The organism is Lysinibacillus sp. FJAT-14745 (genome assembly GCF_001275675.1).
Taxonomy (GTDB): Bacteria; Bacillota; Bacilli; order Bacillales_A; family Planococcaceae; genus Lysinibacillus.
Genome location: NZ_LITM01000006.1, coordinates 353,093 through 376,150 on the forward strand (window position 1 = coordinate 353,093; position 23,058 = coordinate 376,150).

A 23,058-nucleotide genomic window follows, 5' to 3' on the forward strand; every position below is an offset into this window, starting at 1 on the left:
CTCCTAACGAAGAATGTACTGTGATTATCACATAGTACAGACAGTGTTAGAAGGTGGGTTGTATTTGGCGCTTACGTTGAAAAAATAACATATGCGGGGGGTTTTTATGAAAAGGGTTTACAATAATAAAAAGAAGCGTACTAACTATTTAACAGCTTGACAGAAGTCTATATGGGGAGTAGTATACAATAGCTGTGAAAAAAACTATTGTGAAGTAACATTTTTTTAAATGCAATACTTATAATCTAAGTTAATATACAACTAGATATAAGTTTAACTTTTTTCAGCAGAAGTCTCCCACCTCTACAACTGGTGAGATGAATGCGGTTTTAAGTCACTTTTCAGTAGGTGTCCAAACATCCGTTGAAATAGAGGAACTCAGGCTAAGAACTTCACATCCTGTGAAAATGCCTGAGTGACCAACATCGTGTTGGCATAAAGCCTCCGGCGAATGTCACGAAATCGAAAGGAATGCTTTGTTCAATCACAAAGCCGATTCCAGACGCAATTATGCCGAGGCATAATTGATTAAATAAAAGGTAGGTGCAAAATGAAAAATTTATTAAGTAAAAAAGATGCCCTTTTAAACAACTTTTTAGGGATATATATATTAGCTGTTTTAATGTTATGGATTAAAACATACATCACTCAAACAGCACAATTTAAACTAGGAGTAGAAGGAATCCTTCAACAATTCCTTTTACTATTAAATCCACTAGGTTCAGCAATGCTATTTCTAGGAATTGCCTTTTTATTTAAAGGAAAGAGAAAATATACATCGCTAGTTGTAATTTACACTCTGATGTCTATTGTTTTATATGCCAATGTTGTTTATTACCGATTTTTTAGTGATTTCATTACATTACCTACGGTTATCCAAACGCAGAACTTCGGAGATTTAGGTGGTAGTGTTCTTTCTTTAATAAAGCCTTATGATATCTTGTTCTTTGTGGATGTATTTGTAATGTTTTACTTACGATTCTCAAAAAAAATACCAAAAGATACTAAGCGTTTTGAGTATAAAAAAGCAACAGCAATCTTTACTTTTGCATTAGCAGTATCAATCCTAAATTTGGGACTAGCTGAAGCTGATCGTCCGCAACTATTATCACGAGGTTTTGATAGAAACTATATTGTGAAATATCTAGGAATGTATAACTATACGATTTATGATTCAGTAGAAACGATGAAAGCATCTTCACAGCGAGCTTTGGCGGATAGTAGTGATATTACAGAAGTGACGAACTATACAAAATCTAACTACGCCAAACCTAATGCACAATATTTTGGTAAAGCAAAAGGAATGAACGTCATCTATTTACATTTAGAATCATTCCAAAACTTTCTAATCAACTATAAATTAAACGGTGAAGAAGTTACACCATTTTTAAATTCATTAACAAAAGATAAGAATACAATGTATTTTGATAATTTCTTCCATCAAACAGGTCAGGGTAAAACTTCCGATGCAGAATTTATGCTGGAAAACTCTTTGTTTGGGTTACCACAAGGATCTGCTTATATTACAAAAGCACAAAATACGTACCAAGCAGCTCCTAGTATTTTAAAAGATTATGGTTATACATCGGCTGTCTTCCATGGTAATAACGGAAGCTTCTGGAATCGAAATGAGATTTATAAATCATTTGGATTCGATCATTTCTATGATGCTAGTTATTATGACACGGGTTCTTCAGAAAACATGGCTGAATATGGTTTGTTAGATAAACCATTCTTTAAACAATCTGAAAGTCTTTTAAATTCGTTACCACAACCTTTTTATACGAAATTAATTACGGTAGGGAACCACTTCCCATATACAATGAATCAAGATTTAGTAACAATTAATAAAGCTAATACTGGAGATACAAGTGTAGATAATTATTTCCAAACAGCACGTTATGCAGATGAAGGAATCAAACAGGTCTTCGATCAATTAAAAGAATCAGGCTTATATGATAATTCGATGATTGTTCTTTATGGTGACCATTACGGTATTTCAGATAATCATAATGATGCGATGGCACAAGTCATTGGAAAAGAAATTACGCCATATGAAAGTGCTAATTTACAACGCGTACCATTATTTATACATGTTCCAGGAATGCAAGGTGGAACCAACCATACTTATGGTGGCCAAACAGACCTTCTTCCAACGTTATTACATTTACTAGGAATTGATACGCAAAAATTTGTTCAATTTGGTTCAGACTTATTATCAAAAGAGCATGATCAAGTTGTACCATTTAGAAATGGCGGTTTTGTCAGTCCTACGATTGATTCAATTAATGGGAAATTTTATGATAATAAAACAGGTTTACTATTAGATGATAGTCAATTAGAGTTTGCGAAAACTATTAAAAATAAAGTAGATCTTAAATTGGAATTATCTGATAAAGTCGTGAATGGTGACTTATTGAGATTCTATAAGCCAACAGGTTATACTCCAGTTGATCGTTCTAAATATAATTACTCCAAAGATAAGTAAATTTTTAAAGCAAAATTGGAAAATTTCACATCAGAAAAGCGCGAGAAATCAACGTTTCTAAAATTGATTTCTCGCGCTTTTTAAGATTTTGACCAAGTTTTATCCCAGCCACGCTATAGAAATGTAGGTAGAAAAATGGTGATATTGAACCAGCAATAATAACCAATGAAGCTAGAGATTTGTTGTTAATAGGATTGCTCATAAATCCTTTGGGAAACAATATAAAAGTGCTAATTGGTTGTATTATGTTGAAATGATCAATTGAATTTTATTGTTTTTTGATAAAAAATGTACATTTAATCGTATGAAAAGATTCTTTTATAGGCATTCGGCACTTCGAGTGCAAGCGAAAAACCGGCAAAAAAAAGGTTGCCGGTTGGGGATAATAATCAACTTATTTTGTACTGTTTTTGTTTGCAAATTGACCAGAAGCTAGTTTTTTGTTCGCTTCTGCTTGCTGGATTTGTTGTTTAATTTGATTAACATCAGTCTCATTCCCGAATTCTTCGTTCATCGAGTTCATTGTACCAGAAGCTTGTTTTTTGTTAGCTTCTGCTTGTTGGATTTGTTGTTTAATTTGATTAACATCAGTTTCATTCCCAAATTCTTGGTTCATCGAGTTCATTGCATTTGGGGTTTTTTGATTAAAGTTTTGGTTGTTGTTATTCATGGATTTCACCTCCTGAAATTAGTCTGTACAGAAGATGTTTTATTATTCGTAGAAATAAAGTCGTAATCACCAAGCATAATTTAATGGTGAATTTTATTCTTTGATCGATATACAACATCCCACCATTTTTTTTGACTTCAGCGTAAAAAAAGTCTAGGGAAAGGGTTTATGGCCGATTCCCTTTAATTCGAAGTCGAAAAATTTAAGAATTAATTCATTTTCAGTTTCGATACAGTAAAATTTATCAATATCGGCTTTTCCTCCTTGTAGAATATTTGTCAAAATAGGAGAGAAAAGCGATAAATCGGTCAAGCTTAAATGTTTTGCCCCTTTGAAATGAGTAGTATATGCATCTTTGAAGTGTTCATTATTAAGTTTGTTTGCCACATAAATGGAGTTGCTTTCGAGCTGTCTCCAAACATCGTCAGAATAAATGTTAAGAAGTGGGGTCGTAAAGTCTTTGCTGCTTGCTACAAAATCATCCATTTCTTTCTTATAAATAAGTTCACTAAAGAAAGGGCCATCGATATTTACTACTGCACTTACATCATCGCGCTCTCTGCCTAGCCACACGCTTGCAGCACCGCCCATTGAGTGCCCAAACACACCAATTCTCTCTGTATTGATATGTTGATAAAGGGGTGTAGTGTCATCTTTAGCTTTTTTAAGAATCGTATCAATGACAAAGTTCATATCGTCTGTTCGCAGTTTCATCCATTTTTGAATGATATTGTACCGTTCTTCATTTGAGTAAATGCCTTTATTCATATTTTTGATTTCATGGCTAAAATCTGAATTGATCATAGTTACTGTTCCATCCTCTGAACGGGTAAAGAAGGAGTGATAGGGATGGTCGATGGATACGACTACATAACCGTGGCTTGCCAACTCAGTATAAGTAGATCTGTTACTTATCTTGATACCATATGCTCCATGTGAGAACACTAATAGAGGGTATGTTCCATCTGCGTTTTTGGGATACCAAAATTCCACATTAACGAATCTGTTTTGCTCCTTGTCAGTAAATTCCTCAATACGGTTTTGATCGTAATATGTGTCAGTAGCGGTTGCGACTTCATATTCTCCTGTCACTTTTGGTGATGGATGCTGTGGAAAAATAATGACGGGTGAAAGTACAAATATAAATGTCAATATCATCATAATGGACTTCCACACAATGTTAGAAGTTTTGTATTGTTTGATATTTGATTTCTTCAGGATAAGAGACACTGTTCCAATTATGGCTAATAAGAAAAGTAGTATAGCAAGCATTACCCAGCGAAAACTCCAGACAATCACCGATGAAACAGTGAATATTACAAATACAATAAATACAGCAATCCTAATCCAATTCTTTATTTTGTTATGGTTTTGCTTAGTTGCTATACAATAGATTGCAAAAACTATTTCGAAAATCAAAGCTATTAATAATAGTAAAATTCCCATAGTCGTTCCTCCACCTCATTGGAAAAATTTTTATGAACTCATCATAATAAACGGTTGAAAGGATGTATATGGAAAAACGGTAAGTTGTATTAACAAGCAAATAAGATGCAAAAAACGGTAAGCTCTAATGCTTACCGTAAAATGATTTGTCTGCTTATTAATTTACTTGACTACTCACCAAAGTCTTTCTTAAATGTCTTTAGTTTTTCATTGATTTTTTTTGCATCCTTTTTATCATTTTGCCATGACAGTAGACGAACAATGATATAGATTACCGCAATTTGCAGTGCAAGAAAGATTACACCTAATGGATCGGTTACAAGATTAATAGCGCTGCCAAGGACAATCAATAAAATTTCCAAAGTGAAGAAATGAATAATAATCCTTATACGCATTTTCTTCTCACTTAGATCATTAGGAGAATATAAAATAAATCCCGTTAATGCACTTAAAAATGAAAATGCCATAATGATATAAATCGACTTCAAATCAAATACCATGTCAGGATAAAACATTTGTCGCAACAAAGTAATCATCATGATTATGGATGCGAAGATGATAAAGAAATTTCTAATTATCTTTTGTACAAATTCAAAAAAATTCATAGGTATCCCTCTTTACAAACCAAGCATATTTTTAAGGACAGGCACATACCGCCTCGATATAAAAGTACGTTCTCCGTTATCCAGCAACGCTTCGAATCGACCACTTATAGTCGGATAAACAGATGAAATTTTGGTGGTGTTCAAAATTGTTGATTTCGATGCGCGAAAACAGTTTTTTCCTTTGCATAATTCCTCTAACTCGTATAGTTTTTGTTTTACTTCAAAAACGTTGTCCCTGCAGTACATAAACACTTTTCCCTCGACTGCCTCGAAATAATAAATATCACTAAGCTTAATGTGGTGAATACTATCATTTTGATGTCCTAGTAAAATAAGGTTTTCAGTTTTCAGCTTGTTTATGATTTCATTTATTTCGTGATCAACTTCATGACACCTAATAATAATCTCTTCTTCTAATTCTTGACTTATTTCTTCTATTGAAATTTTCAAATCATCACCCACGAAAATTCAAATTATTTCTTTTACTCGAATTCTGTATAAACTTGCAAATGAAGTACGACTATACAGGTTTGTTTATTCGAATGATAATACTTCTATATAAAACCCTTTTTTACATTTAATAGATTGCCGTTTGGATTTTATTTTATGATAGTATCCAGAATCTGCTAAGTCAAGTGTGGGAAAAAGGGCGCGTTCAGGTAAAGTATAATGAAGATCAATTTTATTCACTCGCCGTACTAAAACCGAACATCGCTGATAAAAGAGCCAGAATCGCTGATAAAACCTCGAACATCGCTGATAAAAGAGCCAGAATCGCTGATAAACCTCAAATATCGCTGATAAAAGAGCCGAAACCGCTGATAAAGCATCGAATATCGCTAATAAAAGTATTAGAGAGTTGGTGGTGCTCTCTTTGGCCTGATAGTGGCTAATGCAAGTTATGTTAAGAGTGAAACCAATTAGTCTTATTTGGTTTAGTTGTTGGGCCAATTACTATGTTAACAGCCTCCACATTTGAGTGGAATTATTAACACCTAAATATTGGTAACCTGTTGAGAGTTATTTTATTACTGTGACCATTAGAAGTCAATTTAGAATTGATATGTGTGCTGCTTGTGGTCAATTGCAGGCGTGTTGATTAGGAAAAAATGAGTTTATTATTGAGCGATAAAAGGATTTTTTCGTTACCACTTTGCCAATATATTTCCATTTTAACTGATTGTAGCGTAGGGCTACTCGACTCCCGCGGGAAAGCGAGACAGACGAGACCCTGCACGGAGCGAAGCGGAGGAAGCGGCTCGACGCTCGCCCGCAGGAAAGCGAGTAGCCCGTAGCGGAAATCAGCCTCTTTGGATGTATAAAAATGGTTAATCAACACACCTGGGTCAATTGGATAGTAATTATCAAAAGAGCAACAAGCAGAAATTTAAGGTGATGATGATGCTTGAATTGTATTTTAGGAAAAAATTTGTTAATATAAAATTACAATTATGAGAGGACTGATGAATGGACGATGATTAACTAAACTATATTTTTATTTGAAATGAATAACTTCAAACTACAAAATATAGGATTAGTCTGTCCATTTTTATAAATCAGTTCACACACTTTATTTGTCATGGTTCCGATGGCAAAAAAAAGCACTTATTTAATATAAGTGAAAGACTAATCCTTCCAATTTATAAATTGGGAGGATTTTTTGTTCTTTCATAGTTGGAATTGATATTTTTAATCTAATCAATAAAGGGGAGAGAGAAATGAGCGATTCAGACACTATTGTTACGCATGTATTACTCCGTACAAGTCGTTAATATCCATCAACTTATACGGAGAAATTTAGAATGGATGGATATGCCGACTTTGTATAAAAAGTAAAAAGTATTGATATACAAAGGAGGAATTATCATGTCAATGATACAAGTTCAAAATTTAACTTTTTCTTATCCAAGTAGCTTTGACAATATTTTTGAAAATGTAAACTTTCAAATAGATACGGATTGGAAACTTGGATTTATCGGTAGAAATGGTCGAGGTAAAACAACATTCTTTAATTTATTATTAGGGAATTATGAGTATAGTGGGAAAATCAATTCTTCGGTAGAATTTAATTATTTCCCTTATCCAGTTTCGGATAAAAATAAGTATACGCATGAAATCATGGAAGAAATTTGCCCCCAAGCAGAAGATTGGGAAATTCTTCGTGAAATATCCTATCTAGACGTTGATGCCGAGGTCATGTATCGACCTTTTAATACATTGTCAAATGGAGAACAAACAAAGGTGTTGCTTGCTGCACTATTTTTGACGGAGGGTCAATTTTTATTAATTGATGAGCCAACCAACCATCTAGACACGGAAGCACGAAAGATGGTCTCTGACTATTTAAGGAAGAAAAAAGGGTATATATTAATTTCACATGACAGAATCTTTTTAGATGGATGCGTTGACCATATCCTTTCTATAAATAGGGCAAATATTGAAGTTCAAAGTGGTAACTATTCTTCATGGAAGTTAAATTTTGATCGACAGCAGGAACACGAAGAGGCAACTAATGAGCGTCTGCAAAAAGACATAGGGAGATTAAAACAGTCTTCAAAGCGTACATCAGGTTGGTCAAGTCAAGTGGAAGCTTCCAAAAATGGAACAACGAATTCAGGATCTAAGTTAGACAAAGGTTTTGTAGGACATAAAGCGGCAAAGATGATGAAGAGAGCGAAGAACCTTGAATCAAGGCAACAAAAAGCTATTGAGGAAAAATCAAAACTGCTAAAAAATGTAGAAAAAACCGAGTCATTAAAATTAGAATCATTGGCGTTTCATTCAAATGAATTGATTGTTTTGGCTGATGTCTCTGTTCAATACGATGACCAAATAGTGAATAAGCCAATAAGCTTTAATGTTGAACAAGGTGACCGAATTGTACTTGATGGAAAGAATGGAAGCGGAAAAAGTAGTATCCTAAAACTAATTCAAGGAGATTCGATACAGCATACAGGCTCCATGAATGTAGGTTCAGGTCTCATTATTTCCTATGTCCAACAAGATACGTCTCATTTGAAGGGGCCATTATCGGACTTTATTGAAGAGCATGGGATTGATGAAACGTTATTTAAATCCATCCTACGTAAGATGGACTTTGACCGCATTCAATTTGAGAAAGATATATCTCAATATTCTGGTGGACAAAAGAAAAAACTGCTTATCGCCAAAAGTTTATGTGAAAAAGCACATTTATATATTTGGGATGAACCGTTAAATTTTATTGATATTTATTCGCGCATGCAGATTGAAGAGCTTATTCAAAAATTTAATCCTACAATGGTTTTTGTTGAGCATGATCAGGCATTTCAGCAAACAGTTGCAACAAAAACTATATCTATGTAGTTAAATATGAAAAATTAAAGTAAGAGGAGAATCCGTTTTGATCAATTTTTTCAAAATGGATTCTTTTATTTATTGTAAAATACTGCTTTGGGATTATGCGAGGCATAATTGTTAAGAGAGATCATTGCTAATACTTTTTTTTATTAAAGCAAAATCATTTCGCTATAAGAGAAACTGATTTTTACAGTACCTATCCTAGTGGAATGGTTCACTCGTGGGTGAATTGGGGGTAAATAGAGTCATTGAACAAATACTAACCGTGAAAAGGTTATATATTATTGAACGGTAAATTCTTATTTATTTTACTCTTCTAATTGAACCAATGATTGTTTTAAGATGTCTTCTAAAACTCTAGTTAAAAAATCCAATTCATTAGAGTGGTATTTATTTAAAAATTGAAATACATTCTTTTCTATATGCTCATGGAGATCCTTGTGAACCTCAAATAATTCATATCCGAGTGGCGTAATAGAAAAGAGAATTTCCTTTTTATTATCAGGTAATTGCTCTTTTCTTATGAGGTTCAAACTCTCTAACTTGCGCGTAATTTTTGAAACGGTTCCTTTTGGAATTTCCATTTCTTTGGAGATCGTAATGCCATTGACGGGCCCGAATTGTCCAACTGCTTCTAAAACATGTAACATCACTATAGTTATATTCGGCAAAAGTTGTCTTAAAATTGGATTTTTAATCTTTTGGGCCATCCATTGTTTTTCCTCGTCATCTCCGTCTGCAAATCTTTTCGAAATTTGCTCTGTTAATTTAATGATTTGAAAAACTAGAGCGTCCTTTTCTGTATTTTCGTACATCGTTTATTCACCTTTTCATAAATTTATTAAAAAATAAGCCTGTTTCTATAGTATACAAGAAAAAAGTAATCTCACAAGGTTTCTTGGAAACAATATTGACATCGATTCGTAAAGTGGTAATATAGTTTCTAGGAAACAATATGGAGGAGAGGATAAAATGAGAGATCAAGAAAAGATGCAAGTCGTTCGTATTTATGAATATGGGGGCCCTGAAAAAATGCAGTTAGAATGGCTTGATATCCCTGAAATAGGTAAAGATGAGGCGCTCGTCAAAGTAAAGTTTGCCTCTGTGAATTTCCTTGATATTCAGATGCGACGGGGTGACTTGGTAAAGCAAAAATTTTACGGAAAGGAAGCAGGTTTCAATAACCTGCCGATTACGATTGGTAGTCAATGTATGGGTGTTGTTGAAGCGGTAGGTGAAAATGTTGACCATTTAAAACCTGGAGATAGGGTAATCTGTGGAGGCGCGGGAACCTATGCAACACATGTAATTTTTTCAGCAAAGAGAATGATTCCAATAAATTTAGATATTCCTGATCAACAAGCAGCAGCCGGACTGACACATGGGTTTTTGGCCTATGCCTTTACACATAAAGCTTATCCTATTCAAGAAGGAGAATGGTGTTTAATTCAAGCAGCAGCTGGCGGCTTGGAAGTTTAATATGCCAAATGGCGAAGCTTAGAGGAGGAAAAGTAATTGGTGTAACATCAAAAGAAGAAAAGGCGAAATTTGTGCTTGAAGCTGGTGCAGATATCGTTTTGATTTCCTCAAAAGAGAACATTCCTGAGCGAGTTAGAGAAATAACAAATGGAGAGGGTGTCCGTGTAGTTTATGATGGGGTTGGAAAGGATACCTTTGAATCAAATTTGAACAGTCTTGGTTTAGGAGGTTATCTAGTGATGTATGGTCAGTCAAGTGGATATGTTCCGCCATTTGATTTAATGAAACTCCAAGAAAAAGGTTCTCTATTTTTAACAAGAACAAATGGACTTCCGTATATGAAATATTGGACCGAATATATGGAGAATTTCCAAAAGTGGGTAGAGAATGACAGTATTTCAATAAAAATAGATCATGTGTATCCCTTAAAAGATGTAGCTAAGGCACATTCTAAAATGGAAGATAGAAACTCGGTTGGGCGAATTTTGTTAAAGCCTTAAGTAATTGATAACGAAATAGGGTATTCCGTTTGTATTTTTATGTAATTATATGGCTCATCACCAAAAGTCGTGGGTGACAAAATCAGCGACCTGTTTCTAAACATAAACGAAGGAATAAACGGTCTTCATTTCGGTAGCCAAAACCACGTCTTTTAATGAGTTTAATTTTATTATTCGTGCCTTCCATAATGCCATTCGATAGCGGTGAAATAATGGTATCCAGCAACGCTTTTTCACGTGTTATCAATGTTTTTACGATTTTAGAGACGGCACCACACATATGAAATTGATATCGTTTAAACCATTCTGTTAATCGTCGTTTTGCTTGTGTCATCGTTGCCGCTTTCAGTACATAACGCATATGATTCAATGCTTGATAAATGTGTTTTGTATGCAAATCTTCCTGGTGCCACTGTGCAACAAATCCGCGTTCTTCTTCAGTTAATTGTTCAGGTTTTCGTGCCAAACAACGGTCAATGAATCGCGATTTATGATGCTTTTTGGCTTCTCCTAAATAACGTCGTCTTCGCTGCTGGGCATCGGTGAAAAATTGCACGAGATGAAAGCGATCCAGCACATGAATCGCAGTTGGATAAACTGCTTGTATCGCGTTTGCCATCGCTGGAGCGAAATCACTTACCACCGTACGAATAGGACCGGTTACTTTTTGTAAAACAGCGGTAATTGCGTCTTGATCTCGGTGAGGAACAATCGCTAAAATACGACCTGTGTCGGCATTTAAAACACTGGTCGCATAGTTATGTCCTTTGCGCAAGGCGAACTCATCTACACAGATATTTGTGGCAATTTCTTCAGTTAATTCATCAGCTGCATATAAGTAATACCAACGCTCAACAGTCGTGTAGGGCAGTTCGTATTCACGTGCTACATCAGCAATTGAACGACCGTGGCAACGCTGAACAAGTTCTCTGCGAAACATAGCCGAAGACGCTTGTACAATCCCTAAACCAAAGTCATAGGTAAATGTGAGATCGCAAGCAACACAACGATGACGTGGAATAGCCATCTCAATCCAAATTAATCCTAAGTGCCAAGCATAGCCATGACGAAAACGACGTAACGTTTGTGCATGACGAATCGTTTTCACATGGCAAATTGGACATGGCGCTGAATAAGCACCTACAGTAACAGGAAATACATTTGGTTCTTCATCAGATGGAAAAGAAACTTCGAAAAAAGATGGTAACGGTAATAGCATTTTGATAAACTTGGAATACAAAGCGAAAACTCCTCTCGTGGTTTGTCTGGACAACAATTACGATACGTGAGTTTTCGCTTTTCTTCTATAGAAAAATGTAAAATTATTGAATTGATAGAAAATCAACCACAAGTTATGGTGAAGAGCCAATTATATGGTAATATAGGATAAATCTATTTGGATGGAAAGGATACAGGACGACACGTATGCCAACATTTACTTTGTAATGATCAATAAATTGGATAGCATTGCCCTCAAAAAAACAATGTTTTTTTCAAGGGGGGAGTGTGCCCATTTTTCTCATTACAAAGGAACCGAGCAACCCTGTAGTCTCAATGCGTCAGGAGGTCCTTGTGTAGGATCTCCTTTTTTATTTATACAATAAATTTTACATTGTACTGCGAGATATCCAAATAGATGCTTGCGTACCTTTATCTTAAGAGGTGAAGGATTAATGTTAAATATTACTTTCCGCTGGAAGCTTTCTCAAATACCAGAACGAACTGAGAAGCACTGCAAAATGTGTGGGAAAATATCTGTTTTTACGGATACAAATGTACGAAGGCATAACGCAAACGGAAAAAATATATATCAATATGCAATATATAAATGCGAAAAAAATCATACTTGGAACAAAAAGCTAGCTATTTATAAATCGTTCTCAGAGCATGTTGCTGAAGTCGAGGAGCAGAAAGAAGAATCTTCAATATTATCAACGATTCGGATAATCAACTTAGTAGAACAAGGAATAAAGGTGGTACACATTGTATTAGATGATGTGATTGGAATACATCGAATTGACAAAGTACTTGCAATCCAAATTGAGGATTGGAGTCGATCACAGATCATAAAAAAAATTGAAAAAGGAACGATTCAATTAAATGATCAAATCATTAAACCTAGTGCAAAATTGACAAAGGATGAACGCATTTCAATTTTCATTGACTAACTAAATTTCTTTCAAGGTCGCAACATGGTGAAGGGAGACATTCCTTACACTGGTGCGACTTTTTTGTTTAAGGGAGGGAGAAACTCACATGTTTCTTTTTAGTCAACGACATCAACTGCTTGCTAAATGATTATGGGGAAATTCGGTTAATTTTAAAGGGAAGTCAGAAATCTTTATTCTTACGAAAAAATAAGAAAAGAAAAATAAATAGTTAGATAGTCATTCACCTGTATAGGATAGCTCGTCTATAATTCAGACATTAAGGTATAAAAGGGGCAACCAAATAAAAAAAGTTATAGGTTTAGTTTTTATTTCTTACTTCTTTCAGCAACTAATAAGCTCTATAACTTTATGGTAGCATCTAACACCCTTGAATTGGATTTTTTGAAAACGATGAAACTACGATGGTGAATTCACGTCTAATAACCGAATCATAATTTTAGGAGGCGGAAATGTGGATTGTAATGAATTCTATCAACTTTGGTATTTTACAGATACAAAGTTGCTCTTCGTGGTTTGAAAATGGAAGATAATATGTTTTCTTACCGCAAAGGATAAGGATTACGATATGCCTGAATTAATGTGCTTAAATAACAAAAAAATCCAGTTAATTAAGAGCAGGAAAAAATAAAAGGGGCCAATGCTATGAAAAAATTACTTTTCACCTGCATGCTTTTAAGTTTCAGTATAATCAGTGCGTGCTCTGATAAAGAAGAAACTGTGCCGAACAAGTCACAAGAAGAACAACAACAACCTAAAATGACAAACAAGCCACAAGAAGAACGTCAATCACATGCAAATCAACAGGAACCGCCCAAAACAAATAAGGGAAACACAGTGGCATCTAATACACAGGCTGGGGCACTAAAAAATATTAAGGACCAGCTTAAAACTAATTTACCTATCATTTTACCAACAGAACTTCCGATAACAAAAGGTACATTTTTAACTGCAACAACGAAGGCAGAAGCTAACCAAGTTGAAGTACTATTTTTTGAAAGTAAAGAGTATTTGCCAATCAATGATAGGAAGCTTAAAAATTCACAGACAGCTACAATTATTGCAAGACTAGTAGTAAAGCAATATCCGAATGCTAAAGAAGCAAATGAGCAAATTTCATTTGAGAACTTTAGTCAAAATGGTGGTCAAAAGGTTGATCTTGGCTATAACATTAAAGGTTACCAGGATGCTGGAGCTGGTTCATTATGGACTGGTTGGAATGAGGGAAGATGGGCATTAGCGACACATACACGAACAGACAATTCGGAAGCAGGTGTGAAGCTTGCGAAACAGGCAGTCCAATTTTTAGAAACACATATGCTTCCTATTCCAAAACAAAATGGTTTTGCGCACGTAGATGTTTATAAATCAGGAAATTTAATTGTTTGGCAGGACGAAAAACTTGTCTATACGCTTGATTCAATCAAAGAACCACTAAAAGCACTTGAAATTGCCACAGGTTTTTATCATTAATAGAATTCAAATTAGAAGTACGCTATGTTTATAAAAATCTTATAAAAACTCCACTTTGATTAAAATTTTTTCAAAATGGAGTTTTTTCATTTGCTGTTAAATAAAGGTGGAAATAAACGAAGTATGCCTTTTATGTAGTTACGGCGGCGTACTACCGTAAAGGTGTTGCTGCTTACGATGGATTAACTGGAGAAAAATTGTGGCACCGCAAAGATCTTACAAAAGTGTTAAAGTGCCTTGCTAATTGTATTTAGCTTCCTAATTGGTGTTACACCTATTAATTCATTAATAGTGTGCTTCATAATCCACGCTATTTTAATTACTTTTAGTATAGTATGGTTAAAGTATTTTAAAATGGGGCCAGTTGAATTGTTATTACGATGCTTCACTTATTGGGGTAAAGTTCCGAATAAGAAAAAAATCATTAAAGAAAGTTTTAATGAAGCTTGTTTTACCTAATAACCGGAAAATATGCTTGCTAAAATAACATATATATTCGTTTTTGAGATTCTTTAAGACGATAAGGTATTAAAGGTCACTAGACTAAATGTGACCCAATGCTTTAAAAATTTCTTATCTGTTTTAGTAAGGTATTGAGTTCATTCGCCTCTTTTTTAGTCTTAATAAGTGTTATGATCCAAGCAAACAAATAGAGTAATAAAAAACCACCAAGAAAATCTACGCTTAGAAAATGATCTGACCACTTGTTATAGAAAGATATAGAAAAGACTACTAGAAACATCATGATAAAATGGATGACTAAAGCAAACAAATAGTTAATTTTTTCCATTTCGAAAATGATTGTAAAAATACCTGCGCAAGCTGAGATTATTAACACACTAATAATCTCAGCTTCTGAAGAAATGATATTTTTTCTCGATAATAAAACGATCATATAAATAAATGCACCAGTGCCTAAACCTGAAAATAGTCTGTTTTTTAATTGCAATGAAATGTCTTCCTCTCAAAATAAGATAGGCTTGTTTAAATCTTTTTGAACATAATATGTAAAAAGAATTCCTCCAAAGAAAAGTCCTATAGATAGACCACTTACGGCAGAATAGATCATATTAAATGAAATGTCATTATAAAATGATGGCGAGATGCCTAAAGTGACATTTAAGAGATACTTCACCGAAAAATTTATTAGAATAATGATTAATGGAAGATAGCACTTCTTTCTGATGATTACGGTTTCCTGTTTGAAAAAATTTTGATATTTTTTATACAACAAATAACCAACTAAAGTCCCGGGGAATATGAAAAAGAAATAGCTGATCAAACAAAATTCTAAGTGTGAAAATTGAGTGATCATTTTTTCAAATCCCCATATCATAAATATGAAAGGAACTAAAAACATTTTAGATAAATTGATTGGTCTTTCCTGAGAAATAGCGATACCTCTTTTTATTAAAATAAATAATAAAATCCAAACCCACAGTGGCGTTCCTAAAAGTACTTCTTTAATAATGTTATACATTCTTTATTGCCTCCTTTGATGTTATTCATAATGGCATCAAAGAGGGGAAAAAGAAATACGTATAAACATATGTGGTGAAAATCAATACATAAGTGGACTTTTGGAATAACTTGTTAGTGTCTTTTTCAAAGATGATACGTATTTTCTTGACACAATTACTTTCTCTTCATTCGAGAGAATTGCTTCAAGATTACCATTAGGTTTAACCGAAAATTTATTTAAAAAATGAATATTGATCATGATCGTTTTTGAGATTCTGATGAAGTTATTCGGAAGATCATGCTCCAATTTATATAAAGGGCTTTTTGTTTCATAAATAATATCATTTGTGTAAATGAATATTTTTCGTTCAAGATATTCTAAATAAAATATATTGGAATAAGGAATTTTTTCTTGTTCGTTTTTTGATGTAGACTTTGCTAGTAAATAGTTGTCAGAGCTTTTTTCAAGAGTTGATACGATATCTTGAATGAAAGACGTTACTTTGTGAATGTTAAATGTACATGATTCTTCTTTAAGTTTTTCAATAATTTTAATGTTAACTTTCATTTAAGACATATATTCCTTTCATAGTTAAGTCTTAGTAATTTAAAGTGAATATAAAGAGTATATCAAAAGTTACGTTGATTTTTTTAATTTTAGGATAGTTTTTACCTAGATAATGTTACAAAAGAATAATAGATTTATGAAAAAAGCTATTTTCTAAGTAGAGAAATCTATCCATGGAAATAGCTTTTAAAATGTAAAAATTTGTTTGAAAAATTCAGTCTTGTATCATTTTTAAAACCTACAATGAAGTCAAAGGAGAGGAGTGTTGTAGATGAAAGTGAAAAAAATAAGTCTTGTTGTGGTTCTCATATTGGCAGGTTTTATAACAAATGACGTAGTCGTTCATGCAGATGATCACGAAGAGCATGAAGATAAAAAACATGAAAAGTATAAAGACTATAAGGATTATAAAGACGACGATGACGAGTACGAGAACGATGAGAAATATTACAATGACGATGAAAAAGAAGGTGAAACTTACTACTTTCAAGACGCTGTAAGTGCAAAAGGTACATGGAATATTTGGACACGAACAGTTGCTACAGATAAAGAAGTATTACCTTTCACAAGCTCTCAAAAGGTTACGTTTAAGGTAGAAGGTACAAATAAGGAGCTGAGCTTTTTTGTTATACCAAAAGACGGGGAATTTTTTGTGCCAGGAAAAGCAGTAGCAGAGGTTCTAGGAGCAAAAGCAACCTTTTACAAAGCAAGTAAAATTTTAGAGATCCAAAATGAAGCAAATGAATTAATTTACCGAGCTGGAACGAACGTTGTTTATGATAACAATGTGAAAACACCATCTCCTGCGCAAGTATTTTACATGAATGAAGAATTGTATGTACCTATTAGTACAATAACGAATGGCTTAGGCTATATAGCAGAGTGGCAAGAAAATAATCAAACATTTGTCTGCCAGCCAATTACGAATTAGGGGGGAAGCACTATGAAAGATCCGAAAAAGGCAAAATGGGTATTAGGTGCGTCAGGGATACTTTTATCTGCAGCGATACTAACCCAAATCAACAGTCCAACAGAAGCCGAAACTACACGCACAAATACTATTCAGGAAGTAGATCAGGACAATATGACGAATAAAGAAAAAGAACTAGTACAGCTAGATTGGACGAACTTTGAAATGACAAGTCAACCTGCTGTCAAAAGTGAGCGCAAAACGAAAAGAACTTAATGGAGTTGGTCGTGTGGATACACTAACTTTGCAAATAATGAATACTGAATTTTATATAGCTATGCCAAAAGGTCTTCATTTCGTATGGAAAGAAAAAGCCGAGAAATGGCTTCAATACGTAGCACAAGAATGGTCAAGATTTCAATCAAATAATGAATTATCACAACTAAATGATTTAGCAATTGGAGAAACGCTACGCATTAGTTCATTACTATATGATTGTTTAATGCAAGCGGATCAATATTATCAACTTTCTAATGGTTTATTTTCACCATATCTTAAACGCCAATTAGAACAGCATGGCTACAATCAATCTTTTCCATTTGATGCAGCTAAAAGTAAGGCATTTCAAAACAAACCTCTGATTGCAGATCAACCATTTCAATTTCTAGGCGATGAGCAAGTAATGAAAGTAGCGCAGCAGGAAATTGATTTAGGTGGATTTGCCAAAGGCTATGCCATCGAAAAATTGGCGAATTGGCTTGAAGAAGAAGTATCTCCTGATTTCGGACTAATTGACGGGGGAGGGGATATGAAAATGTGGTCTTCCGGGGAAAAGACTTGGACAATCGGTGTTGCAGATGCCTGGGATATCGACAAGGAAATTAGCTCGATAAAGATGAAAACCGGTGCCATCGCTACATCTAATCGAGTTTATCGAAGCTGGATGCAAGGAACGATGAAGAAACATCATTTATTAAACGGACAAACAGGTGAAATTGCCAATACTGAAGTATTACAAGCTTCAGTCGTAACGTCCTCTTTATGTGATGCAGAGGTTGGTGCAAAACTATGCTTTCTTATGGATGAAGGAGAATTGCAGCAATGGTTCGAAAATAATTGTCAACAAAGTGCCCGCTTCATTGTTAAAGAAGGGCAAGCAGCAAATTGGATGATGACGGGGGTGAAATAAATGATCATTAGTACGTGGGAATGGATTCGATTATTAGGGCTTTTAGCGTATTTTTACTTTACTATTTCGATTATATTTGGTTTGTTGAGAAAGTCATCATTTGTCAAATCCCATAAAAATTTAATTTATCATATACATCAAAATGCGGGATGGCTAGGATTAATCACCGTAATCGCGCATATGTTAGTGCTTTTAATCGATCATTATGAGCCTTATAGCATAGTAGAGATTTTAATTCCTTTCACAGCAAAATATCAGTCTCTACCATCGGCACTTGGAACAATAGCTTTTTATTTATTTTTAATGGTTATCATGACATCGGATTTATGGATTCGAACAATGAATCGCAACTTATGGAAAAAACTTCACTTTCTTGTATTACCAGCATGGGTAATATCACTTGCTCATGGAGTGCTAATTGGAACGGATACAGAAAATACGTTGATTATGAGGTTTTATGTAGTTTCTGGAGGGATTACAATGATAGTACTGGTAGCGAGAACAATAAGCCAGTTCGTGAACAAGGTAAATATTGCAACGTCACAAAATAATTAAAAGGAATCGGGGCTGTTTTAAAAAGCCCCGATTCCTTTATGTTGACCAATATTTAAATAGGGAATTCAATATGAAAAGTAGTGCCTTTACCTACTTTACTTGTCACATGAATTTTTCCCTCATGCTGCTCCACTATTGCTTTTGCTATGGCAAGACCTAAACCAGTGCCATTTCGTTGACGAGCAGCATCACTTCGGTAGAATCGTTCAAACACTAAAGGCAATTCTTGTTCAGTCATCCCTACTCCACTATCAGCAACAGTAATTTTTACAGAGTCCTGATTTTTTAAAAGTGTCAGTGTTATTGCTCCGCTATTTGTATATCTTATTGCATTGTCTAATAGAATATAAAGCAGCTCTTGTATTTTTGAAGCATCACCAAGCAACTCGATGTTTTCTTGGATTTCAGTAGAAAACTGTATGTCAGGAGGCATAATCCGTTGAAATTTCGTGCTCACTTTTTGGAGTAAAGTTGATAACGGTAAGATTTCTTTTTGAATGGAAACCTGTTGCTGATCATGTCTTGCTAAGAACAGTAGTTTTTCTATGAGCTCTTTCATTATTTCAGCCTCATCTTTTAAATCCGCAATCAATTCTTTTCCAAAAGGGCTTAATTGCTTTGCTTCCTCTACCTCTAAAATTTCAAGTGAACTATAAAAAATACTTAATGGTGTTCGTAATTCATGAGATGCATCGGATACGAATTTTTTTTGTTTATCGAACGACCATTGAATCGGGATCATCGCTTTACCCGCCATATAATAAGCCAGTAGACCGATTAAGACCGTTGAAATACAAGTTAATAATATTAGTAAATACTTTGTCATTTGGAAAAAGTGATGTTGTGACGTCACAGATTTACCAACGAAAATATAGCCTGTTACTGTATCATCGTTGTAAATTGGCTTTTTCAGAAGTAGAAAGTGCTCTTCTTGCCATTCATAATGCTGTACGAGTTCCTCATTTGGATTCCTATTGCCAAACGCTTTTTCAATCTGATTCTTCAGTCCCTTGTAAGATTCGTCACCATGGACAAACTTATGATCCTTTGTATAAATATAGTAAAAAAAACTACGATTTGGGTCATAATTTAAAGTTTTAGTGTTAGCAAGAGCATGTTCAAAGAAATCATGCTCTTGCCTACCATAAAAGTCTTCTAATTCGGTTATTTGTTGATTTTCCATTAATTTCACGAGGGAAAAGTATAGAACAATAACGAATAGTGAAAATAACAAAAAGTAAAGCGTTGCATACAAAAAGGATAATTTTTTTTTCGTTTTCTGAAACATTAGTCTTCCCTCAGTTTATAGCCAATCCCTCTAACATTTTGAATACGTGATTTGGATTGACCATCATCAATTTTTTTTCGAACAAGCTTGACTAAAGCATCTAAAGAATTATTCGAAACATCGTAATCGTAGCCCCAAATATAAATACAAATTTGTTCTCTAGTTAGTACACGACCTTTATTGATAAATAAATACTCCAAAAGTAAAAATTCATTTTTAGTTAGATCAATACTTTCATTATTGTACAAAAACACACGGGAATCTACATTCAGCTGTAATTGATCTATCCGGATGACCTGTTCTATCACTTTATCTTTTCTTCGTAGACATGCTCGAACTCTTGCTAACAGTTCCTCTATTTTAAATGGCTTTACTATGTAATCATCTGCGCCACTATCAAGTCCTTTTATGATGTCCTCTGTGTCGTCCTTCGCTGTTAGCATTAAAATACTACCATTGAATCCAGTGTTTCGTAGCTGCTGGCACACTTGAATCCCACTACGATGCGGCATCATCCAATCTAACATAACAAGATCGTATTGCTCTGTAAGCGTGTGGTCTAGCGCTTCCTGCCCATTTTCCGCTTCTGTCACATGGTGAAATTCTTTTTTTAAAATATGAACGATATTTCTCCTTAATCGTGCATCATCTTCTGCTAGTAATATTTTCAAGGCAGCTTCCTCCTATTACCTATATTCAACTAAGTATACGCATAAAAAATGAAAAGAAACTGAAAAAGTTTTGTTTCACCATCTCAAATTTAAAATTATGTATTTCATACTTCGATAAGAGTTGAAGTTTTTCCTATCTATAATGTTTTTAGACATAGAAATAGGGGGACAACAATGAATATTTATAAATTTATAGCTTTATTAGTTTTAACGACATTTTTAATGGGATCTTCATTTGCTATTGTTAAGCTCGGATTGCCTTATTCATCTCCACTGTTATTGGCTGCACTCCGCTTTATACTAGCAGGGATGATGATGGCTGTCATCGTGATTGCTTTAAAAAGACCTCATCCGACCTCGAAAGAAGGCTGGATTAAAATTTTAACGATAGGGGCGTTTCAAACTGCTGGTGTAATGGGTTGTATTTTTTTAAGCTTACGGACAATTACAGCAAGTGAATCCTCTATTCTAACATTTACGAATCCATTGCTTGTAGTCATATTTGCTACAATATTTACGAAGGTGCGTTACCGATTGTATCAATGGTGTGGTGTTTTGTTGGGGGTAATTGGTGTTATGATTACAATGGGTGCACAAGTTGAAATTGAAATTGGAATTATTTTTGGCATTCTGTCGGCTGTTTTCTGGGCCATTGCGACACTGCTAGCAAAAAAATGGGGCGTGTTATTTGATACATGGGTGCTATCAGCCTATCAAATGCTTTTTGGTGGTATATTACTTTTACTGACTAGTTTTGTGTTAGAACAACCATTTTTTATTGTGAATGTTCATTCTTTATTCATTTTATTATGACTCAGCATTTTCTCGTCAATTGTTCAATTTGCAGGTTGGTATTATCTTTTACAAAATAGTGACCCTGGAAAAACGAGTGCTTTTTTGTTTTTAGCTCCTTTTTTTGGTGTGTTAACAGGATGGGTACTATTAGATGAACCATTAAAACTATCATTAGTTGTCGGAGGGCTATTTATTATTGCTGGTATTTATTTAGTGAACCGTAACTTCTCATAAAAATATCCGTGGAGAGACTTTGAATGATAGTATTTGAGCAAAGTCTACCTACGAAAGAAGTTAGATCATTTACACTTCAAATTTAAAAACTTCTTTAAAGCCGGCTCGTCCTTTTTCAGTCACTTTAATGGCACGAATTGATGGAACACGAGTCACCCATCCCAAACTTAAAAAATGTGTCAGCATTCCTTGACCAAGCGCGCCCGCTAGATGATAACGTCGCTCGCTCCAATCCAAACATGCATGAGAAAATGATCGGCGCTTTCTTTTTAAATCATCTAAATCAAGACCGAAATCCGTAAAAAATTGTGCGCCTTCAGCTGTTATGAGAAACTGTTTTTCTTCAAGTGTTAGAAAACCTGCATTAAGCAATGATTCTGTTAATTGAACGCCTAGCTTACCAGCTAAATGGTCATAGCAAGTTCTTGCATCCTGTAATAATTTCATTTGGCTCGATTGTTTTAAAGAACGTACTTCAGGTGGTGGAGAAATCGCTAAGAATGATTCTAGTAATTGTGCAATTTCTTCACCTGCTAACTGAAAATATCGATGACGGCCTTGTTTCTCTACTTTAACAAGTTTACCTTCTACTAACTTAGCGAGATGAAAACTAGCAGTCTGAGGTTTAATAGCCACCATATAAGCCAATTCACTGGCAGTATGAAAACGACCATCCATCATACTAGCAAGCATCGTAGCTCTTGAAGTTTCTCCAAGAAGCGAAGCAATTTCAGCCATGTTTGGATTAATACCCATTTGTCACATTCCTTTCTGCAATCCATATTTCGATTTCGGTAGAAGTATTTCTTGTTTACAATAATACATAAAAAGGTGGGAGTAAATAGTTATGAAAACATATTATGCCGTAATTTTCACATCAGAAAGAACAGACGAGGATGGAGAAGGCTATGCTAAGATGGCAGAAGTAATGGATGAACTAGCACAAAAGCAGCCAGGTTTTATCCGTGTAGAAAGTGCTAGAAATTCTGAAGGTAAGGGAATTACTGTATCCTATTGGGAATCACTAAACGCTATTCAGGCATGGAAAGAAAATTCAAAACATCTAGTTGCACAGAAATTTGGAAAAGAAAAATGGTACATGCAATATAATGTGGAGATTTGTAAAGTCATAAAAGATTATTCTTTTATCAGGTGTGTTGATTAACCATTTTTATACATCCAAAGAGGCTGATTTCCGCTACGGGCTACTCGCTTTCCT

General features: G+C 34.4%; 24 protein-coding genes and 1 pseudogene. 13 read left to right on the top strand and 12 right to left on the bottom strand.

Going from position 1 to position 23,058, the window contains the following annotated elements; translation table 11 throughout:
• Window positions 1-550: 550 nt before the first annotated feature.
• Window positions 551-2,488 (top strand): LTA synthase family protein, encoded by a 1,938-nt coding sequence (locus tag AMS59_RS11685; protein ID WP_053483917.1) that lies wholly within the window; start codon window positions 551-553, stop codon window positions 2,486-2,488.
• 394 nt (window positions 2,489-2,882) lie between these two features.
• Here the strand turns inward: AMS59_RS11685 and AMS59_RS11690 are convergent, their stop codons facing one another.
• The 4 genes from AMS59_RS11690 to AMS59_RS11705 form a co-directional block, all read right to left on the bottom strand.
• Complete coding sequence (locus tag AMS59_RS11690; RefSeq protein ID WP_053483918.1) at window positions 2,883-3,158, bottom strand: gamma-type small acid-soluble spore protein; 276 nt, start codon at window positions 3,156-3,158, stop codon at window positions 2,883-2,885.
• Window positions 3,159-3,311: 153 nt separating this feature from the next.
• A complete protein-coding gene (locus AMS59_RS11695; protein ID WP_053483919.1) occupies window positions 3,312-4,604 on the bottom strand; it encodes a dienelactone hydrolase family protein in 1,293 nt (430 codons plus the stop codon).
• A 170-nt stretch (window positions 4,605-4,774) separates the two neighbouring features.
• Window positions 4,775-5,209, bottom strand: coding sequence for a DUF3021 family protein (locus AMS59_RS11700; RefSeq protein WP_053483920.1), 435 nt, complete (start codon window positions 5,207-5,209; stop codon window positions 4,775-4,777).
• Between the two features lie 12 nt (window positions 5,210-5,221).
• The gene (locus tag AMS59_RS11705) at window positions 5,222-5,659 is read right to left on the bottom strand and encodes a LytTR family DNA-binding domain-containing protein (RefSeq protein WP_053483921.1); all 438 of its coding nucleotides are present in this window, start codon (window positions 5,657-5,659) and stop codon (window positions 5,222-5,224) included.
• Window positions 5,660-7,075: 1,416 nt separating this feature from the next.
• Here AMS59_RS11705 and AMS59_RS11715 point away from each other — a divergent pair.
• Window positions 7,076-8,554 carry an Lsa family ABC-F type ribosomal protection protein gene (locus AMS59_RS11715; protein WP_053483923.1) on the top strand — a complete coding sequence of 493 codons (1,479 nt, stop codon included), beginning with the start codon at window positions 7,076-7,078 and terminating at the stop codon, window positions 8,552-8,554.
• Between the two features lie 302 nt (window positions 8,555-8,856).
• Here the strand turns inward: AMS59_RS11715 and AMS59_RS11720 are convergent, their stop codons facing one another.
• Complete coding sequence (locus tag AMS59_RS11720) at window positions 8,857-9,363, bottom strand: MarR family transcriptional regulator (protein WP_053483924.1); 507 nt, start codon at window positions 9,361-9,363, stop codon at window positions 8,857-8,859.
• A 157-nt stretch (window positions 9,364-9,520) separates the two neighbouring features.
• Here AMS59_RS11720 and AMS59_RS26280 point away from each other — a divergent pair, with 157 nt between their 5' ends.
• Complete coding sequence (locus AMS59_RS26280) at window positions 9,521-10,027, top strand: alcohol dehydrogenase catalytic domain-containing protein (protein WP_234007747.1); 507 nt, start codon at window positions 9,521-9,523, stop codon at window positions 10,025-10,027.
• On the top strand, window positions 9,988-10,527 hold the full coding sequence (locus AMS59_RS26285) for a zinc-binding dehydrogenase (RefSeq protein WP_234007748.1): 540 nt from the start codon (window positions 9,988-9,990) through the stop codon (window positions 10,525-10,527). Before AMS59_RS26280 ends, AMS59_RS26285 begins: the two co-directional genes overlap by 40 nt.
• Window positions 10,528-10,609: 82 nt before the next feature.
• Here the strand turns inward: AMS59_RS26285 and AMS59_RS11730 are convergent, their stop codons facing one another.
• Window positions 10,610-11,767 (bottom strand): ISL3 family transposase, encoded by a 1,158-nt coding sequence (locus tag AMS59_RS11730; RefSeq protein ID WP_053483925.1) that lies wholly within the window; start codon window positions 11,765-11,767, stop codon window positions 10,610-10,612.
• Between the two features lie 433 nt (window positions 11,768-12,200).
• Between AMS59_RS11730 and AMS59_RS11735 the strand changes: the two genes are divergently transcribed.
• The 3 genes from AMS59_RS11735 to AMS59_RS26980 all read left to right on the top strand — a co-directional run bounded on the left by AMS59_RS11735 (window position 12,201) and on the right by AMS59_RS26980 (window position 14,627).
• Window positions 12,201-12,695, top strand: coding sequence for a hypothetical protein (locus tag AMS59_RS11735; protein ID WP_053483926.1), 495 nt, complete (start codon window positions 12,201-12,203; stop codon window positions 12,693-12,695).
• A gap of 645 nt (window positions 12,696-13,340) precedes the next feature.
• Complete coding sequence (locus AMS59_RS11740) at window positions 13,341-14,168, top strand: hypothetical protein (RefSeq protein ID WP_053483927.1); 828 nt, start codon at window positions 13,341-13,343, stop codon at window positions 14,166-14,168.
• 237 nt (window positions 14,169-14,405) lie between these two features.
• Complete coding sequence (locus AMS59_RS26980) at window positions 14,406-14,627, top strand: DUF418 domain-containing protein (protein ID WP_082337473.1); 222 nt, start codon at window positions 14,406-14,408, stop codon at window positions 14,625-14,627.
• Window positions 14,628-14,730: 103 nt separating this feature from the next.
• Here the strand turns inward: AMS59_RS26980 and AMS59_RS11745 are convergent, their stop codons facing one another.
• From AMS59_RS11745 to AMS59_RS11755, 3 genes are all read right to left on the bottom strand, one after another.
• Window positions 14,731-15,117, bottom strand: coding sequence for a DUF3021 family protein (locus AMS59_RS11745; RefSeq protein ID WP_053483928.1), 387 nt, complete (start codon window positions 15,115-15,117; stop codon window positions 14,731-14,733).
• 15 nt (window positions 15,118-15,132) lie between these two features.
• Window positions 15,133-15,648, bottom strand: coding sequence for an L-rhamnose/proton symporter RhaT (locus tag AMS59_RS11750; RefSeq protein ID WP_053483929.1), 516 nt, complete (start codon window positions 15,646-15,648; stop codon window positions 15,133-15,135).
• Between the two features lie 81 nt (window positions 15,649-15,729).
• Window positions 15,730-16,197 carry a LytTR family DNA-binding domain-containing protein gene (locus AMS59_RS11755; protein ID WP_053483930.1) on the bottom strand — a complete coding sequence of 156 codons (468 nt, stop codon included), beginning with the start codon at window positions 16,195-16,197 and terminating at the stop codon, window positions 15,730-15,732.
• 271 nt (window positions 16,198-16,468) lie between these two features.
• On the opposite strand from AMS59_RS11755, the gene AMS59_RS11760 reads away from it, so the two are divergent.
• The 4 genes from AMS59_RS11760 to AMS59_RS11775 are packed head-to-tail and all read left to right on the top strand — an operon-like array spanning window position 16,469 to window position 18,851.
• Window positions 16,469-17,128, top strand: coding sequence for a copper amine oxidase N-terminal domain-containing protein (locus AMS59_RS11760; RefSeq protein WP_053483931.1), 660 nt, complete (start codon window positions 16,469-16,471; stop codon window positions 17,126-17,128).
• Window positions 17,129-17,140: 12 nt separating this feature from the next.
• Window positions 17,141-17,383: a hypothetical protein gene (locus AMS59_RS11765; protein WP_053483932.1), complete on the top strand. Its 243-nt coding sequence runs from the start codon at window positions 17,141-17,143 to the stop codon at window positions 17,381-17,383.
• 13 nt (window positions 17,384-17,396) lie between these two features.
• A complete protein-coding gene (locus tag AMS59_RS11770) occupies window positions 17,397-18,296 on the top strand; it encodes an FAD:protein FMN transferase (RefSeq protein ID WP_234007749.1) in 900 nt (299 codons plus the stop codon).
• Window positions 18,297-18,851, top strand: coding sequence for a ferric reductase-like transmembrane domain-containing protein (locus AMS59_RS11775; protein ID WP_053483933.1), 555 nt, complete (start codon window positions 18,297-18,299; stop codon window positions 18,849-18,851). It begins immediately after the preceding gene.
• Between the two features lie 52 nt (window positions 18,852-18,903).
• On the opposite strand, the gene AMS59_RS11780 is transcribed toward AMS59_RS11775, so the two are convergent.
• Both AMS59_RS11780 and AMS59_RS11785 read right to left on the bottom strand, forming a co-directional pair.
• Window positions 18,904-20,139 carry a cell wall metabolism sensor histidine kinase WalK gene (locus tag AMS59_RS11780; RefSeq protein ID WP_053483934.1) on the bottom strand — a complete coding sequence of 412 codons (1,236 nt, stop codon included), beginning with the start codon at window positions 20,137-20,139 and terminating at the stop codon, window positions 18,904-18,906.
• Complete coding sequence (locus AMS59_RS11785) at window positions 20,139-20,810, bottom strand: response regulator transcription factor (RefSeq protein WP_053483935.1); 672 nt, start codon at window positions 20,808-20,810, stop codon at window positions 20,139-20,141. Before AMS59_RS11785 ends, AMS59_RS11780 begins: the two co-directional genes overlap by 1 nt.
• Window positions 20,811-20,984: 174 nt before the next feature.
• Here AMS59_RS11785 and AMS59_RS11790 point away from each other — a divergent pair.
• Window positions 20,985-21,839, top strand: a pseudogene (locus AMS59_RS11790) (DMT family transporter).
• 69 nt (window positions 21,840-21,908) lie between these two features.
• On the opposite strand, the gene AMS59_RS11795 reads toward AMS59_RS11790, so the two are convergent.
• The gene (locus AMS59_RS11795) at window positions 21,909-22,595 is read right to left on the bottom strand and encodes a helix-turn-helix transcriptional regulator (RefSeq protein ID WP_053483936.1); all 687 of its coding nucleotides are present in this window, start codon (window positions 22,593-22,595) and stop codon (window positions 21,909-21,911) included.
• Window positions 22,596-22,686: 91 nt separating this feature from the next.
• Here AMS59_RS11795 and AMS59_RS11800 point away from each other — a divergent pair, with 91 nt between their 5' ends.
• Window positions 22,687-23,004, top strand: a complete 318-nt coding sequence (locus AMS59_RS11800) for an antibiotic biosynthesis monooxygenase (RefSeq protein WP_053483937.1) — start codon at window positions 22,687-22,689, stop codon at window positions 23,002-23,004.
• Window positions 23,005-23,058: the final 54 nt, after the last annotated feature.

Bases quoted from the DNA above. Each gene is read 5' to 3' on its own strand.
- AMS59_RS11685 (WP_053483917.1), top strand. From the start codon at position 551: ATGAAAAATTTATTAAGTAAAAAAGATGCCCTTTTAAACAACTTTTTA.
- AMS59_RS11690 (WP_053483918.1), bottom strand. From the start codon at position 3,158: ATGAATAACAACAACCAAAACTTTAATCAAAAAACCCCAAATGCAATG.
- AMS59_RS11695 (WP_053483919.1), bottom strand. From the start codon at position 4,604: ATGGGAATTTTACTATTATTAATAGCTTTGATTTTCGAAATAGTTTTT.
- AMS59_RS11700 (WP_053483920.1), bottom strand. From the start codon at position 5,209: ATGAATTTTTTTGAATTTGTACAAAAGATAATTAGAAATTTCTTTATC.
- AMS59_RS11715 (WP_053483923.1), top strand. From the start codon at position 7,076: ATGTCAATGATACAAGTTCAAAATTTAACTTTTTCTTATCCAAGTAGC.
- AMS59_RS11720 (WP_053483924.1), bottom strand. From the start codon at position 9,363: ATGTACGAAAATACAGAAAAGGACGCTCTAGTTTTTCAAATCATTAAA.
- AMS59_RS26280 (WP_234007747.1), top strand. From the start codon at position 9,521: ATGAGAGATCAAGAAAAGATGCAAGTCGTTCGTATTTATGAATATGGG.
- AMS59_RS11735 (WP_053483926.1), top strand. From the start codon at position 12,201: ATGTTAAATATTACTTTCCGCTGGAAGCTTTCTCAAATACCAGAACGA.
- AMS59_RS11740 (WP_053483927.1), top strand. From the start codon at position 13,341: ATGAAAAAATTACTTTTCACCTGCATGCTTTTAAGTTTCAGTATAATC.
- AMS59_RS11750 (WP_053483929.1), bottom strand. From the start codon at position 15,648: ATGTATAACATTATTAAAGAAGTACTTTTAGGAACGCCACTGTGGGTT.
- AMS59_RS11755 (WP_053483930.1), bottom strand. From the start codon at position 16,197: ATGAAAGTTAACATTAAAATTATTGAAAAACTTAAAGAAGAATCATGT.
- AMS59_RS11760 (WP_053483931.1), top strand. From the start codon at position 16,469: ATGAAAGTGAAAAAAATAAGTCTTGTTGTGGTTCTCATATTGGCAGGT.
- AMS59_RS11765 (WP_053483932.1), top strand. From the start codon at position 17,141: ATGAAAGATCCGAAAAAGGCAAAATGGGTATTAGGTGCGTCAGGGATA.
- AMS59_RS11775 (WP_053483933.1), top strand. From the start codon at position 18,297: ATGATCATTAGTACGTGGGAATGGATTCGATTATTAGGGCTTTTAGCG.
- AMS59_RS11780 (WP_053483934.1), bottom strand. From the start codon at position 20,139: ATGTTTCAGAAAACGAAAAAAAAATTATCCTTTTTGTATGCAACGCTT.
- AMS59_RS11795 (WP_053483936.1), bottom strand. From the start codon at position 22,595: ATGGGTATTAATCCAAACATGGCTGAAATTGCTTCGCTTCTTGGAGAA.
- AMS59_RS11800 (WP_053483937.1), top strand. From the start codon at position 22,687: ATGAAAACATATTATGCCGTAATTTTCACATCAGAAAGAACAGACGAG.